Origin of the sequence: Leifsonia sp. Root4, from assembly GCF_001425085.1 — a bacterium.
Classification (GTDB): Bacteria; Actinomycetota; Actinomycetes; order Actinomycetales; family Microbacteriaceae; genus Microterricola.
In genome coordinates this window covers 683,867-697,604 of the sequence record NZ_LMDN01000003.1, presented here as the reverse complement: position 1 = coordinate 697,604, position 13,738 = coordinate 683,867, and the positions used below count along the sequence as shown (strand labels likewise).

Genomic DNA, 13,738 nt, shown 5'->3' with positions numbered 1-13,738 from the left:
ATGACCAGCACACTCGCGCCGGCTCGTTACGACGAGATCGAAGAGGCGCTCAAGGACGTGATGGACCCGGAGCTCGGCATCAACATTGTCGACCTCGGGCTCATCTACGACCTCGGCTGGGATGACGAGAACGACGCCCTCGTTATCCACATGACGCTGACCAGCGCCGGCTGCCCGCTCACCGATGTGCTCGAGGAGCAGACAGCAGAGGCACTGGACGGTGTTGTCGAGCAGTTCCGCATCAACTGGGTGTGGATGCCGCCGTGGGGTCCGGAGAAGATCACCGATGACGGCCGCGACATGATGCGCGCACTCGGCTTCGCGATGTGATCGGCCCACACGCCTGATCGAACACAGAACGGCCCGTCTCCCGAAGGAGGCGGGCCGTTCGTCGTCGCAGTAGGCTCGCATCATGGGCAGTGCATTCATGAATCCCGACGCCGATCGCAGCGAGATCGCCCCGCGCGAGCGCTACATTCACGGGCACCATGAGAGCGTCCTGCGATCGCACTCGTGGCGCACGGTGTTGAATTCCGCCGCCTATCTACTGCCGCACCTCGCCGCCGGCCAACGCGTTCTCGACGTCGGGAGCGGTCCGGGCACGATCTCCATTGACATCGCCCGCCGCGTCGCGCCGGGCACGGTCGTCGGCATCGACGCGTCGGCGGAGGTCGTCGAGCAGGCGGCGGGGCTCGCCCACGACAGCGGCGTCGACACGGTGAGTTTCAGCGTCGGCGACGTCTACGCCCTCGACTTCGCCGACAACAGCTTCGACGTGGTGCACGCCCACCAGGTGATGCAGCACCTCGCCCGCCCGATCGATGCGATGCGCGAGATCCGACGCGTCTTGAGGCCCGGTGGAGTGTTCGCCGCGCGCGACGTCATCTACGGCTCCACCTCGTGGTATCCGGCGCTGCCGGCGCTCGACAACTGGCTGCAGACGCTGCTCACCGTGCACCGCGGCAACGGCGGAGACCCCGACGCCGGCCGCTCGCTCAAGGCGTGGGCGCGGCACGCCGGTTTCGCCTCCGTGACGAGCTCGGCGTCGATGTGGTGCTTCGCCACGGATGCCGAGCGCGACTGGTGGGGGAGCAGCTGGGCAGAACGCGCGCTCGAGTCGAGCTTCGCGGCGCAGGCGATCGAGACCGGGGCCGCGTCCCTGAGCGATCTGCGTGCGATGGCAGACGGCTGGCGCTACTGGGCCGAGGACGCCGATGGCTGGTTCGGCATGCCCCACGGCGAGATCATCGCGGTGAAGTGACCCGGGGTTTCGACAGGCTCAACCGCCGGTTCCCGCTGGGTTTCGACAGGCTCAACCAGCGTGCCGGTTACCAGTCGTCGTCGTCGCTCTCGGCGAAGTCGCTCGTGCTGGCCGGGATGCGCTGCGTGATCGTGGCGCTGTCTGCCTCGGCGTCGTAGCGGATCACCGTGCCGTCGTCGAGCTCGAGCACGGGCTTGCCCTCGAGCCAGGTCAGCGTCCAGCGCCAGCTCGAACGGTCGACCGCGGCATCCGGAGCATCGCTCTCGACGGCCTCGATCGCCACGAGGACGACCTCGGGCAGAGTGCTCGGGGCGCTCTCGCCGAATGCCCAACGCTTGCCGAGCTGCATCAGGCGTCGCTTCCCTGGTTGACATCCATCTCGTAGGTGATCCACTCGGTGCGCTTCGCGACCTTGTCGTAGAGCACCTGTGCAACCTCGTTGTCGGCGGCCGTGATCCAGCTGACGCCGCTGAGCTTGTGCTCCTTGGCATACTCCCTGGCCGTCTCGAGCAGCGCTGTCCCGACACCGGTGCCCCTGGCCGACTCCGCGACGAAGAGGTCGTCGAGGAAGAGCCCGCGGGTGGCCTCAAGCGGCTGCGCGAACTCGCGCAGGTGCGCGAGGCCGATCAGCTCGCCGTCGCGCTCCGCGACGAAACCGAAGGTCTCGTGGTTCTTGTCGCTCAGCCAGCTCCACACGATGAGGGCCTGCTGGTCGGTGAATTCACGCTTGTAGAAGGTGGTGTAGCCCTCGAAGAGGCCGATCCAATTGAAGAAGTCACCATCGGCAATGGGGCGAATCTGCACAGTCATGCTGGTTCTCCTAGCTCTCGTTCACCGGAGCGAACACAATGTCGGTGACGGCAATCTCTGCGCCCTCGACAAAACTCAACTCCTCAATACGGCCTACGGCCTTCAGATCAGCTGCTGCCTGCCTGAGCAGTTCGAGCTGGTCTGGATTAGCAACGATAACAGCCGAGGCAACGAGAGTCTTCTGCGATGCCTTGGCGTCGGTCTTGGCGCGGCGGATGCCGATGAGCGCCTGGCCGGCGGCGGCGAGCACGCGCGGGTCGGCTCCGGTCAGATCCGTCGGCACCGGCCATGCGGCCGTGTGCACGCTGTCATCGTTCGACCAGGACCAGGCCTCCTCGGTGGCGAACGGCACGAACGGCGCGAACAGGCGCAGCAGCGCGGAGAGCGCAACACGGAGCGCTGTCGTTGCCGAGGCCTGGGTGGGGCCGTCGGCGTATGCACGCTCCTTGACCAGCTCGAGGTAGTCGTCGCAGAACGTCCAGAAGAAGCTCTCGCTCACCTCGAGGGCGCGGGCGTGGTCGTAGTTCTCGAACGCGGCGGTTGCCTGCTCGATCACGGTGTGCAGCGCGGCCAGCATGCTGAGGTCGAGCGGCTCGGTGACGGCGGCGAGTCCAGCCGCAGCGGCGTCATCGCTCTGCTCGAAGCTCAGGATGAACTTGGCCGCGTTCAGGATCTTGATCGACAGGCGACGGCCGATCTTGATCTGGGTCGGGTTCTGCGGGTCGAAGGCGGCGTCGGTTCCGAGGCGCGAGGAAGCCGCCCAGTAGCGGACGGCGTCGGATCCGTGCTGCTCCAGTATGTCGGCAGGAGTGACGACGTTTCCCTTGGACTTGGACATCTTCTTGCGGTCCGGGTCCACGATGAAGCCGGAGATGCTCGTGTTCTTCCACGGGGCGACGCCGTGCTCGAGCTCGGCGCGCAGCACGGAGGAGAACAGCCAGGTGCGGATGATGTCCTGGCCCTGCGGGCGGAGCGAGTACGGGAAGACGAGGTCGAAGAGCTCCGGATCGCGCTCCCAGCCGCCGGCGAGCTGCGGGGTGAGCGAGGAGGTCGCCCAGGTGTCCATGACGTCGTGCTCGCCGATGAAGCCGCCGGCGACGCCGCGCTGTGCCTCCTCGAAGCCGGGCGCGGTATCGGAGGACGGGTCGACGGGCAGCATCTCGCGGCCGGCGATGATCGGCTGATCGAAGACGGGGTTGCCGTCGGCATCCAGCGGGTACCAGACGGGGATCGGGATTCCGAAGAAGCGCTGGCGCGAGATCAGCCAGTCTCCGGTGAGGCCGCCGACCCAGTTCTCGTAGCGAACGCGCATGAACTCTGGGTTCCAGTTGAGCTCGGTGCCGTGGGTGATCAGGCGCTCACGCAGCGCCTCGTCCTTGGCACCGTTGCCGATGTACCACTGCCGGGTGGAGACGATCTCGAGCGGCTTGTCGCCCTTCTCGAAGAACTTCACCGGGTGCTGGATCTTCTTCGGCTCGCCGATCATCTCACCGCTGGCCTGCAGCAGATCGACCATCGCCTGCTTCGCGGAGAACACCGTCTTGCCGGCGATCTCGGCGAACGCGGCGAGGCCGGCCTCGCTCGTGATGGCCTCGGGCGCCTCGCTGATGATGCGGCCGTCGAAGCCCATGATCGCGCGGTTGGGAAGCTGGAGCTCGCGCCACCAGACCACGTCGGTGACGTCACCGAATGTGCAGATCATGGCGATGCCCGAGCCCTTGTCCGGCTGGGCCAGGTGGTGCGCGAGCACGGGCACCTCGACGCCGAAGATGGGGGTGGTGACGGTGCTGCCGAAGAGGGGCTTGTAGCGCTCGTCATCCGGGTGGGCGACGAGGGCGACGCAGGCGGCGAGGAGCTCTGGACGAGTCGTCTCAATCTCGATCGTGCCGCCGTCCGGCTTGTGGAAGCTCACCCGGTGGTACGCGGCCGGCTGCTCGCGGTCTTCGAGCTCGGCCTGGGCGACGGCGGTGCGGAAGGTGACGTCCCAGAGGGTCGGGGCCATGGCCTGGTAGGCCTCGCCGCGCTCGACGTTGCGGATGAAGGCGAGCTGCGAGGTGAAGAGCGCCTCGTCTCCGATGGTGCGGTAGCTCTGCTTCCAGTCGACCGAGAGGCCGAGGGTGCGCCAGAGCTCTTCGAACTGCTTCTCGTCCTCAACGGTGAGGCGTTCGCAGAGTTCGATGAAGTTGCGACGGCTGATCGGCTGCTGGTCGGCAGCCTTGGTGCTCTTGCCGTCTCCGCCTTCGAACGGCGGGACGAAGCCGGCCGTGTACGGGAGCGTCGGGTCGCAGCGCACACCGTAGTAGTTCTGCACGCGGCGCTCGGTGGGCAGGCCGTTGTCGTCCCACCCCATCGGGTAGAAGACGCTCTTGCCGCGCATGCGCTGGAACCGGGCGACGACGTCGGTGTGCGTGTAGGAGAAGACGTGACCGATGTGCAGCGAGCCGGATGCGGTCGGCGGCGGCGTGTCGATCGAGTAGATCTTCTCGCGCGTGGCGTTGGCGCGGTCGAAGCCGTACGTGCCCGCGGTCTCCCAGACGGGGCCCCACTTGGCTTCCAGCCCTTCGAGGACGGGCTTGTCTGGAACGCGATCGGGGGTAGTCATGAGGCTCCGGTTCGTTATGGGCGGCACCGTGTCGGTGGTGAGGTGCCTGAATGTCAGCTGTGACCAAGGTTACCCGACGAGGCGCGGGGCAGCGGCCAGCAGCTGCGCCGTGTACTCGTGCTGCGGATCGGTGAACAGTGATTCCGCGGTGCCGTGCTCGACGATCCTGCCGTCGCGCATGACCGCGACCGTGTCACTGAGCTGGCGGATGACGGCGAGGTCGTGCGAGATGAAGAGCATGCTGAGGCCGCGCTCCCGCTGCAGCCGCGCGAGGAGTGCCAGGATCTGCGCCTGCACGGTGACGTCGAGGGCGGAAACGGGTTCGTCGCAGATGAGCAACTCCGGTTCCGCGGCGAGCGCCCTGGCGATCGAGACACGCTGGCGTTGCCCGCCGGAGAGGGTGAGTGGATTCCGCGTCGCCAGCTCCGGCGCGAGCCCGACCTGCCCGAGCAGCGAGGTGACGGTCTCCGGTCCACGGATCGCATCCCGCACGATCCGGCCGACACTCCAGCGCGGGTCGAAGGAGCCCAGGCTGTCCTGGTAGATCGCGCCGACGCGGTGGCGGCGTGAGCGGCGCGCCTTCTCGGGCAGCGGTGACCACGGCTCCCCGTCGAGGGTGACGGTGCCGGCATCCGCTGTGTCGAGGCCGAGCAACAGTCTGGCAAGCGTGCTCTTGCCTGAGCCAGACTCGCCGACCAGGCCGAGCGTCTGCCCGGCTTGCAGCTCGAGCGAGACGTCATCGACCGCCTGGAGGCGCCCGCCCGGCACGCGGAACGCCTTGCTCAGCCCGCGCGCCTGCAGCAGCGGTGATGCTCCGAGCGGGACACCGGGCGCGGTGAGCGGGGTCGCCGTGGGCATGGTGGTCGTTGGCGTGGCCGGACGGGGCGCGGAACGGGGGATCGCCGCGATGAGCTCGCGGGTGTAGGCGTGCTGCGGTTCGTCGAGCAGCTGCCGTGTCGGCCCCTCCTCGACAACGCGGCCACCGCGCATCACGATGATGCGGTCGGCGAGCTGGTTGACGACCGCGAGGTCATGGCTGATCAGCAGGATGCCGGTGCCCTGCTCCTTGATCTCGCCCAGGAGGGCGAGGATCCGGGCCTGCACGCTGACGTCGAGTGCCGTCGTCGGCTCATCGGCGATCAGCACGGGCGGGTTCAGCGCCAGCGCCGCCGCGATCAGGGCGCGCTGACGCAGGCCGCCGCTCAGCTCGCCGGAGCGCTGACGGATCGCGCGCTCCGGGTGGGGCATCGCCACGCGCTTCAGCAGGCGCAGCACCCTCGCGTGGGTCTCGGCGGCGCCCGGGTTCTCGTGCAATCGGATCGCATCGCCGATCTCGCGGCCGATGGGGCGCAGCGGATCGAGCGAGACGAGGGCGTCCTGCAACACGAGGCCGATCTCGCGGCCGCGGATGCCGCGCCACGCCCGTTCGCTCGCGCCCAGGCGATCGGTACCGAGCAGCTCCAGGCGCTCCGCCCGCACCTCGGCGTTCGGCCCGGCGAGTCCGAGCATGGCGCGCGCGGTGACGCTCTTGCCCGAGCCGGACTCTCCGACGATCGCGAGGCATTCGCCGGCGCGCAGGCGGAGGTCGACGCCGTGCACGACGGTGCTCTGCCCGAAGCTCACGCTGAGGCCGACCACATCGATCAGGGGCGCTGCGCTGATGGGAACTGCGCTCACGGGCGTCGTGCTCACGGTCGGCCTCCGATTCGGGTCAGTGCCCGGCCGAGCACGGTGCTGGCGATGGTGGTGAGCACGATCATCAGGCCGGGGAAGACGGTGAGCCACCACGCCGTGCCGATGTAGGTGCGGCCGGCCGAGAGCATGGCGCCCCACTCCGCCGTCGGTGGCAGCGCACCGAGTCCGAGGAAACTGAGCGCCGAGGCCCAGACGATGGCCTGGCCGATGCCGAGGGTGGCGAGCACGAGCAGCGGCGCAAGGGCGTTCGGCAGGATGTGCCGTCCCAGGATCCGGGTGGGCGGGTGGCCGAGCACGCGCGCCGACTCCACGTAGCCCGAGGAACGGATGCCGACGAGTTGTCCGCGAATGATCCGGGCGTAGCCGGGCGCCGTCGAGAGCCCGACCGCGAGAGTGGCCGTGACCGGGCCGGGCCCGGCGATGACGATGACCAGGAGCGCGAGCAGCAGCCCGGGGAAGGCGAAGAGCACCTCGACCGTGCGGTTGACCGTGAAGTCGAAGAAGCGCCCGCCGAACGCGGCGAGCACGGCGAGGATGAGCCCGAGCAGGAGTCCGATCGCGGTCGCGGTCAGGCCGATGAGGAGGGAGTTCGCGGTGCCGAACACCACGCGGCTGTAGACATCGCGCCCGGATTCGTCTGTGCCGAACCAGTGCGCGAGGGAAGGGCCCGAGAACGCCTCCTTCGGCGAGATCTGGTTCGGGTCGGCCGTTGCGACGGCATCCGGGAACAGGCAGGCGGCCAGCAGGTACAGCGCGAACAGCCCGGCCAGCAGCGTTCCGATGCGAATGCGGCCGCGCGGCGCACGGCCGGCGACGACGCTGCGGAGTTCGAGTTCGCTCATGACTGTGTCGCCTTCACGGCGGGCTGTGCCCTCTGGCGAGGGTCGACGAGAGCGGATGCCGCATCACTCGCCAACGTCATCAAGACGTAGATGAGCGCGACGACGAGCACGACGCCGGTGACGACGGGAACGTCGCGCACGGTCACGGCCTGCATCAGGGTGCGGCCGAGCCCGGGGCGCGCGAAGATCGTCTCGACGATCACGGCGCCGGAGAGCAGCGAGCCGAGTGCCCAGCCAGAGAGCGCGACGCCGGGGATGGCGGCGTGGCGGATTGCGTGCCTGGCCCGGATGCCCAGCTCGCTCTCTCCTCTCGCCCGCGCCGACACCACGAAGGGCTGGGCGAGCGCGTCGAGCATGCTCTCCCGCATGATGGCGGCGAGAAAGCCGGCCAGCGGGATGGCGAGGGTGAGCACGGGCAGAACGAGGCCGCTGAGATCCCCGGAGGAGACCGGGGGCAGCCAGCCGAGGCTCGTGCTGAACACGGCGATCAGCACCGTGGCCAGCCAGAAGTGCGGCAGGGCGGCCCCGGCGAGTTCGATGCCGTGGCCGACGGATGCCGCGATCCGCCCGGCCCCGGTCGAGAACAGCGCGAGCGCGATGGCGACCACCCACGCCACCAGCAGTGAGCACACCGCGAGCAGCAGGGTGCCGGGCAGCTGCGCGGCGAGCAGATCGGCTACGGGGACCTTGAGCGCATAGGACGTGCCGAGGTCGCCGGAGAGCAGGCGTCCGAGCATCGCGACGTACTGCACCGCGATCGGCTGATCGAGGCCGTACTCGCGCCTGGCCTGTTCCAGCGCCTCAGGCGAGGCCTGCGAGCCGGGGCCACCGAGAATCGCCAGCGCCGGATCGCCCGGGATCAGCCGCATCGCGAAGAAGGTCAGCGTTGCGACGGCCCAGAGTACGAAGACGGCGCCGGCGACTCGGAGGAGAACCCTATTCGCTGAGCCAGGCGTCATAGAAGTTCGGCGTCGACACCGTGTTGATCGCCCTGGCACCCTGCACCTGCTTCCCCAGCAGGAAGTGGTTCTGCTGGTCGTAGAGCGGCAGAACGGTGAAGCTGCCGAGGATTCGTTCCTGCGCCTCAGCGTAGAGGGCGGCACGCTCGTCGGCGTCGAGGCTGGCGGATGCCTGGCTGAGCAGGGCGTCGAGCTCCGGATCGTTCAGCTGGGCGAGGTTGGCGAAGTAGCCGCTCGGCGCCGGCGTGATGCTGGCCGAGTGGTAGAGGATCCGCAGCACGTCCGGGCCGACCTTGGTGTACGGCGCGCTGACGACGTCGTAGTCGTTGCTGAACAGCGCGCCGTACCAGCTGGAGAGGTCGAGCGGCGAGATGGTGACCTCGAAGCCGGCCTCTGCCGCCGTGGCCTGCACCTGTTCGAACAGCGACTGCTCGGCCGGGATCGACTGGTTCGTGCTGACCGGGAATGCGAGGGAGAGACGTTCGCCGTTCTTCACGCGGTAGCCGTCGGAATCCTTCTCGGTCCAACCCGCCTGGTCGAGGAGCGCCTCCGCGGCTTCGAGGTCGTGGGTGAAGAGTGCCTCGTCGGAGTAGCCGAGAGCTTCGACGCTGGAGAGGGCGGAGTATGAACGCTCGGCCGTTCCGAAGAACAGCGCGTCGATGCCGTCGTTGACGTCGACGGCGCGGATGAAGGCCTCGCGCACGAGCGGGTCGTTGAACGGTGCCTTGCCCGAGTTCAGCTCCAGACGGTTGGAGGCGCCGGGGCGGGGTGCGTCGATCTCGGTGAAGGTTCCGGCATCGGATGCCGCGGCGAGCGTATCCGGCTGCGCGTTGTCGATCACGTCGACCTGGCCCGCCTGCAGCGCGGCGTAGCGCGACGCGGAGTCCGGCAGGAAGCGCCAGTCGATTGCCTCGAGGTGTGCCGGACCGCTGTGCGCGGCGTCGGCCGGCGGTGAGGTGTAGTCGTCATTGCGCACGAGCGAGACACGGTCCTGCTTGACCCACTCATCGACGACGAACGGACCGGTGCCGATCGGTGCGAGGCAGTTCTCGTCGATGCCGCGCGCGATGCCGGCTGCCGACTCGATGGCCAGCCACGGCATGCTCAGCGACTCGAGCAGGGCGCTATCCGGTGCGCTCAGCGTGAAGCGGGCGACGGTGTCGCTGACGGCTTCGACGCCGGTCACCTTGCCGAGCGCCAGGTAGCCGGTGGATGAGCCCGTGGCCGGGTCCTGGATGTGCTCGACGGTCGCCTTGACGTCGGCGGCGGTGAGCGGGCTGCCGTCGCTGAAGAGCACGTCATCCTGCAGCGTGAACTCCCAGCTCAGGCCATCGTCGGAGCTCGTCCACTCGCTTGCGAGCCACGGGATGATCTCTCCGCTCTCGTCGATGGAGACGAGCGACTCGAGGTACTGGCCGGCGATCAGGGCCTGCGGGTAGTTGCCGCCGACGTGAGGGTCAAGGCAGTCCGGCTCGGCGTCGCCGCTGGCGTAGACGAGCGTGCCGCCCTCCACGGGCTCGCCGCCCGCGGTGCTCTGGGCGTCGCCGCCCGGTGCGGTGCAGGCGGTGAGCAGGAGAACGGCGGATGCCGCGAGCGGCAGCAGCGAACGACGCAGCGTTGAGGCTGTGGTGGGAGACGCGGGCATGCAGGAATCCTTGCTGGGGGAGTAGGCAGAGAGGCGCGGGCGGCGGGGTGTTCTCGCACGCCATTGCCATCATGGCACCGGAATCGGACCCCGGACCTCAACTTGTTATAGTTCAGCTATAACAATAGAATCAGATCGTGCTGATTCGCATCGACCCCACGCTCTCCATGCCGCTGTTCGAGCAGCTCGCGACGAGCATCCGCGCCTCGATCATCGACGGACGACTCGGGGTCGGCGAGCGACTGCTGCCCGCGCGGCAGCTGGCGGAAGCGCTCGACATCAACGTGCACACCGTGCTCCGGGCGTATCAGATCCTCCGCGAGGAGGGGCTGCTCGATATGCGCCCCGGTCGCGGGGCGATCGTCGCCGGCCGCATCGGTCAGCACGCGGCGCTCGCCGGAGCCATCCACGACCTGGTCGACGAGGCCAAGCTGCGCAACGTTTCCGAGAGCGCTCTGCTCTCGCTCATCCGAGAGGCCTATAAGTGATCGAGTCCACCCAGAACGCTAACCCGGAGCAAGGGGCGTTGACCCGTACCCGGCTCCTCGTGGTTTCTGTCGTGCTGCCAATTCTGATCGCCGTCGCAGCCGCCCTGTTGATCATCAGCTGGATTCCCTCGCTCCCCAAGGTCGTCGCGATCCACTGGGGGTCCGACGGCGTCGATGGGTACGGCAGTCCATGGGAACTGATCGCCACAGTGCTTGGCGTGGTCGGGCTCTTCAGCGGCATCATGGCCTTCTCAGTGGCGGATCTTGCCGGCAGCGGCCGCCCGAGGCTCAATCAGAAGGTTCTTGCGGTGACGTCGCTGGGGCTATCCGTCATGCTCAGCGTCGGCATCGCGGCGTCTGTGTCGTCCCAGCGGGGGTTGAGTGATGTCAGCGAGGCCCCAGATCCGTTGCCGGGGCTCCTGCTCGGCGCTGCCCTCGGTCTGCTTGCGGCCGCGGCTGCTTGGTTTCTCCTTCCGCGCGCAGATCGCACGCCTCCGTACGCGATCGAGGTCGAACCGCTCAACGTCGGGCCGGCCGAGCGCGCATTCTGGACCGGGACGGTGTGCATCACCCGTGGTGTCGCGTTTCTGATTCTGGCCGTGGTTGCACTTGTCATCGCAAGCTCCGTGGCCGCGGCGCTGAATGGCGCGGACTCAATCGTGCTCATCCTGCTGCCGGTGTTCGTGCTGCTCGCGATCGCGCTCACCACGATTCGTTGGAGGGTCAGCGTCGGGCAGCATGGGGCATCCGTCGTCTCCTTCGCCGGATGGCCGGCAATCCGCATCCCTCTGGCCGAGATCGCCGATGTGCGCCTGATCGAGGTCAACCCCGTCGGTGACTTCGGAGGCTGGGGGTGGCGCTGGGCCGGTGGCCGGACAGGCATCATCATGCAGGCCGGGCCGGCCATCGAGGTCACCCGCAGCTCCGGCAAGGTGCTCGTCGTGCCAGTCAACGACGCCGAGACCGCCGTCGCCGTGCTGCAGGCAGCCCTCGCCCAGCGCGACGCGTAGCGCCGCGAAGGCGGCAGTGACGTGCAGATGCACGCTGGCTTGAGGGAGCGCCAGCGACCGAAGCCCTGAGCGCCTCACCGGAACGAGTGGCTGTGGATGTCGCAGCAGCAGTGTCGGCGGATCCGCTCGGGGCTTCGCGTGCGTCGCTGCTCCTTCGTCGCGGCGCCGCTCGCTCGAGCCAGCGTGCGGAGTGGCGCCGCAGGCAGTCGTCGTGCGTCCTCACGCCGCAGCTAGACGTCGTGCGTCCCCACCGTGCATTCCCACGCTGGCTTGAGGGAGCGCCAGCGACCGAAGCCCTGAGCGCCTGACCGGATCGATCAGGTCGCCGGGTCTCGATACAGCCGCGGGAGGCCTACTCGACATGAATGTCGCGGATCTCGTCGGTGTCGCGGATGCCGGGGCTCCGGCTTCGGGCACACGCTCGGGGCTTCGCGTGCGCCGCTGCTCCTTCGTCGCGGCGCCGCTCGCTCGAGCCATCGTGCGGAGCGGCGTGCATTCTCACGCTGGCTTGAGGGAGCAGCCGAGGAACGAGGCCGCCCCCGAAGCCCTGAGCGTCTGATCGGATCGGGTCGCCCGGGTCTCGATACGGCCGCGGGCGGCTTACTCGACCAGTTGGCGCTTCTTGTCGAGCAAGTCGGCTTGTTGGGTGCGGGACTTCGTTGACCTGCGCCACGGGGTGTCGGCGTCGGAGCGGCCGCCGCGGAGCCAGGGCGGCGGTTTCACGTGCGGGACGCCGCCGATCATCATGATCTGCCACCCGCTTGTGTCGATGGTGTGGTGGTGGAACCAACAGAGGAGGACTCCGTTGCAGGTTTCCGTCTCGCCGCCGCCGTGGTGCTCTTTCACGTGGTGGATCTCACTCCACGCGGCGGGGATGGAGCAGCCGGGGATGATGCAACCGCCGTCACGGAGGCTGATCGCCCGCCGCTGGGTGGCATTGAACAGGCGGTCGTTGTTGCCGATCGCGTTGATCGTGCCATCCGGGCCGATCACCACGTGTTGTTGTCCGCCGGCGCAGATGAACTGCTCCACCGATGCCATCGAGATCGGCGCCTCGCAGCCCTCAATGAACCCGGCTCCGGTGCCGGCGTCGAGGTCGCTCTGTCGAACGGAGACGAGCACGGTCGGGGCCGCCCCGCCGATCGACGGCGATGCCGCACACCGGGCCGCCCCGTCGATCAGGCTGGCGAACACGTCGTGCCGGGCCTGCGCGGTGGCCCGCGGGTCCTTCGGCGCCTCAGGGTCGGGGTCGGCGAAGGTGGGTTTGCTGCGCGGGTTCAGGTATGCGTTCATCAAGGTTTCGAACTTCGCGTCAATCTCGGGCAGCAACGTCATCTTGCGGTGCACGACCCCGTCCCGGGTGAACCCGGCGCTGATCCCGCGTGCTTGCATGGCGCGTTCTTCGGCCGGGACCGTGCCGTCCTCATCGAGCACGCTTTCCCAGGCGCGGGCCTGCCCGCGGACCTCGTCGGCGGCGAACGGCAGCGGCGACTCCACGGTCGGTCCGGTCGCGGCCTCGACCAGGGCGGTTTCGGCGTGTTCCACGTTGAGGTCACCGACCCGGCCCCGGATCGGGTCCAGGGTGCCGATGATGGCGGTCGCGCTGTCGTAGCCGATCGCGCCGGAGCTGAGGGCGTTGGCGATGTGGTCGAAGCGGGATGGCATGGTCTCCCCGCTGAGCGCCATTCGGGGGCGGGTGGCTTCGCCGAGCCGCATTCGCTGCGTCAGGGTCCGCTCGGACGCCAGCGTGATGCGGGCGAGGAGCTCCACCGCGTTGCGGCAGCCCTTCTTCGCCGACAAACGGTCGTCGCCGAGCTCCGGCCGGGAGTGGAATGCCACCTCACCGGCGGCCCGGATGCGGAGGGCATCGGCGAGGCGGCCGACGGCTTCGGCGGAGGCGGTGAACTCCAGCAGGGCGTCGTGGTGCAGCAGCCGAGCATCGGGATCAGTCAGGGCGGAGAGCAGCAGGGCGTGTGCCTCTCGGAGTGCTTCCGTTGGGGTTCCCATGGGTTCAATTTTACCCCGGTGGGAGCGGTTCACCTAGGGAAAATGCCTGATGTGGATAAGTTTCCGGGCCCGCGTGCCTGTGGAGGAGAGGTGCCCGCGAAGGCAAGCCGCACCAGCGTCGGTGGCGGTTCCCGGGGGCGCCGAAGGAGGGGCTGCCGCCTTTCGCGACTCTGCGCGTCGCGCCACTCGACCAACGAGATGGGGCGAGTCTCGGTTGGTTTCGACAGGCTCAACCGACGGGGTTTCGACAGGCTCAACCAGCGGAGGGTTGCGACAAGCTCGAGCAGCGAGGGAGTGCGGGATTCGCGTGGCTCAAGCGGCGGAGGCGGGCGACACGGAGCGTGCACAGGGGGAGACACGCTATTCTGGGGAGCACAGACTGTGAACCGGCCATCACCGGGGAGTCCTCGGAAGAAAAC

Annotated in this window: 12 protein-coding genes; 4 read left to right on the top strand and 8 right to left on the bottom strand. The window is 68.5% G+C overall.

The genetic code is table 11. From position 1 onward, the window contains the following. Complete coding sequence (locus tag ASC66_RS12945; protein ID WP_055840124.1) at nt 1–330, top strand: metal-sulfur cluster assembly factor; 330 nt, start codon at nt 1–3, stop codon at nt 328–330. Nucleotides 331–412: 82 nt separating this feature from the next. Continuing rightward, nucleotides 413–1,261, top strand: a complete 849-nt coding sequence (locus ASC66_RS12940; RefSeq protein WP_235496894.1) for a class I SAM-dependent methyltransferase — start codon at nt 413–415, stop codon at nt 1,259–1,261. Between the two features lie 67 nt (nt 1,262–1,328). Here the strand turns inward: ASC66_RS12940 and ASC66_RS12935 are convergent, their stop codons facing one another. The 7 genes from ASC66_RS12935 to ASC66_RS12905 all read right to left on the bottom strand — a co-directional run bounded on the left by ASC66_RS12935 (nt 1,329) and on the right by ASC66_RS12905 (nt 9,814). Further along, nucleotides 1,329–1,610 (bottom strand): hypothetical protein, encoded by a 282-nt coding sequence (locus ASC66_RS12935; RefSeq protein ID WP_055840122.1) that lies wholly within the window; start codon nt 1,608–1,610, stop codon nt 1,329–1,331. Next, complete coding sequence (locus ASC66_RS12930; protein WP_055840120.1) at nt 1,610–2,071, bottom strand: GNAT family N-acetyltransferase; 462 nt, start codon at nt 2,069–2,071, stop codon at nt 1,610–1,612. Before ASC66_RS12930 ends, ASC66_RS12935 begins: the two co-directional genes overlap by 1 nt. A 10-nt stretch (nt 2,072–2,081) precedes the next feature. Further along, nucleotides 2,082–4,673, bottom strand: coding sequence for a valine--tRNA ligase (gene valS / locus ASC66_RS12925; protein WP_055840115.1), 2,592 nt, complete (start codon nt 4,671–4,673; stop codon nt 2,082–2,084). A gap of 69 nt (nt 4,674–4,742) precedes the next feature. After that, complete coding sequence (locus ASC66_RS12920) at nt 4,743–6,365, bottom strand: dipeptide ABC transporter ATP-binding protein (RefSeq protein WP_200944815.1); 1,623 nt, start codon at nt 6,363–6,365, stop codon at nt 4,743–4,745. Then, entirely contained in the window at nt 6,362–7,210 is an 849-nt protein-coding gene (locus ASC66_RS12915) for an ABC transporter permease (RefSeq protein WP_055840113.1), read from the bottom strand. The genes ASC66_RS12920 and ASC66_RS12915 overlap by 4 nt, the downstream gene beginning before the upstream one ends. Continuing rightward, nucleotides 7,207–8,169 carry an ABC transporter permease gene (locus tag ASC66_RS12910; protein ID WP_055840111.1) on the bottom strand — a complete coding sequence of 321 codons (963 nt, stop codon included), beginning with the start codon at nt 8,167–8,169 and terminating at the stop codon, nt 7,207–7,209. The genes ASC66_RS12915 and ASC66_RS12910 overlap by 4 nt, the downstream gene beginning before the upstream one ends. Continuing rightward, a complete protein-coding gene (locus ASC66_RS12905) occupies nt 8,147–9,814 on the bottom strand; it encodes an ABC transporter substrate-binding protein (RefSeq protein WP_055840109.1) in 1,668 nt (555 codons plus the stop codon). Before ASC66_RS12905 ends, ASC66_RS12910 begins: the two co-directional genes overlap by 23 nt. Nucleotides 9,815–9,951: 137 nt before the next feature. On the opposite strand from ASC66_RS12905, the gene ASC66_RS12900 reads away from it, so the two are divergent. Together ASC66_RS12900 and ASC66_RS12895 are read left to right on the top strand one after the other, a co-directional pair. Beyond that, nucleotides 9,952–10,302, top strand: a complete 351-nt coding sequence (locus ASC66_RS12900; protein WP_055840107.1) for a GntR family transcriptional regulator — start codon at nt 9,952–9,954, stop codon at nt 10,300–10,302. 71 nt (nt 10,303–10,373) lie between these two features. Next, a complete protein-coding gene (locus tag ASC66_RS12895) occupies nt 10,374–11,312 on the top strand; it encodes a DUF1648 domain-containing protein (RefSeq protein ID WP_162243512.1) in 939 nt (312 codons plus the stop codon). 600 nt (nt 11,313–11,912) lie between these two features. Here ASC66_RS12895 and ASC66_RS12890 read toward each other — a convergent pair. Continuing rightward, nucleotides 11,913–13,319, bottom strand: coding sequence for an HNH endonuclease signature motif containing protein (locus ASC66_RS12890; RefSeq protein WP_055840103.1), 1,407 nt, complete (start codon nt 13,317–13,319; stop codon nt 11,913–11,915). Between the last annotated feature and the right edge of the window lie 419 nt (nt 13,320–13,738).

Excerpts from the sequence above, each read along its gene's own strand:
- ASC66_RS12945 (WP_055840124.1), top strand. The coding sequence starts at position 1 with ATGACCAGCACACTCGCGCCGGCTCGTTACGACGAGATCGAAGAGGCG.
- ASC66_RS12940 (WP_235496894.1), top strand. The coding sequence starts at position 413 with ATGGGCAGTGCATTCATGAATCCCGACGCCGATCGCAGCGAGATCGCC.
- ASC66_RS12935 (WP_055840122.1), bottom strand. The coding sequence starts at position 1,610 with ATGCAGCTCGGCAAGCGTTGGGCATTCGGCGAGAGCGCCCCGAGCACT.
- ASC66_RS12930 (WP_055840120.1), bottom strand. The coding sequence starts at position 2,071 with ATGACTGTGCAGATTCGCCCCATTGCCGATGGTGACTTCTTCAATTGG.
- valS (WP_055840115.1), bottom strand. The coding sequence starts at position 4,673 with ATGACTACCCCCGATCGCGTTCCAGACAAGCCCGTCCTCGAAGGGCTG.
- ASC66_RS12915 (WP_055840113.1), bottom strand. The coding sequence starts at position 7,210 with ATGAGCGAACTCGAACTCCGCAGCGTCGTCGCCGGCCGTGCGCCGCGC.
- ASC66_RS12910 (WP_055840111.1), bottom strand. The coding sequence starts at position 8,169 with ATGACGCCTGGCTCAGCGAATAGGGTTCTCCTCCGAGTCGCCGGCGCC.
- ASC66_RS12905 (WP_055840109.1), bottom strand. The coding sequence starts at position 9,814 with ATGCCCGCGTCTCCCACCACAGCCTCAACGCTGCGTCGTTCGCTGCTG.
- ASC66_RS12890 (WP_055840103.1), bottom strand. The coding sequence starts at position 13,319 with ATGGGAACCCCAACGGAAGCACTCCGAGAGGCACACGCCCTGCTGCTC.